Raw genomic sequence first — 695 nt, forward strand, 5'->3', positions numbered from 1 at the left:
GTGCCTTTGATCATGGCAACCAGGCAACCTTTCCTGCCTTTGGCTGCCTTGTTGGTTACAATGGTGTAAAGCTCTCCATTTGAAAGTGAGGTTTCATCGATACTTAAATGCCTGCCAAAGTTTTTGGCATACAAAATCCAATCTCTTGCATGATCTTTTTGTGCCCAGTTGTGATAACTGCTTAAATGATTCTTATACTGATGTTGAAGATGTTTTCCATCAACATGATAGTATTCACCCAGACTTTTACAACTCACAGGTTTAGATTCCAAATGCTCCTTTTAAAAAAGACGCAAAATCTTTGGTTAGTCGCGTTCCTGAGGCAACCAGTTGCCAATCTCTGCTTACAATCTTTCCGATGCTGTGATTCAACCAACGACGACGTTTCAAATGAAGTAATAATGCTTTATCTCTCAGTGGAAAATCCTGAACCGTAACAGGTGGAGAAAATCCTTTGGATTCTAATTTATCCTGAGCATATTCCGAAGGAGGAAAGTTGCGCTCCTCTAAGTGAACATTAACGGCTTCTCCATCAAGTATGATGTTAGTAATGCTAAAATAATCCAGTAAGCCTTCAGGTAGAAATAAACGAACTAGTTGCTCGTAGGTTTCGTGATCAGTCATCTTTGTGTTTCAATTTTACTCGTACAAAGATGTGTGTTTAGAAGTTTCCCCACAAGTTTTTTACTTGATCC

At 39.1% G+C, this 695-nt stretch carries 1 protein-coding gene and 1 pseudogene; both read right to left on the bottom strand.

The annotated features are described in order from the left end of the window. Window positions 1-257 (bottom strand): annotated as a pseudogene (locus M0051_RS19590) (DDE transposase); the annotation flags it as partial. Window positions 258-261: 4 nt separating this feature from the next. Beyond that, window positions 262-624, bottom strand: coding sequence for a hypothetical protein (locus M0051_RS19595; RefSeq protein WP_306743263.1), 363 nt, complete (start codon window positions 622-624; stop codon window positions 262-264). Window positions 625-695 lie beyond the last annotated feature (71 nt).

The organism is Marinifilum sp. D714 (assembly GCF_030851345.1).
GTDB lineage: Bacteria > Bacteroidota > Bacteroidia > Bacteroidales > Marinifilaceae > Marinifilum.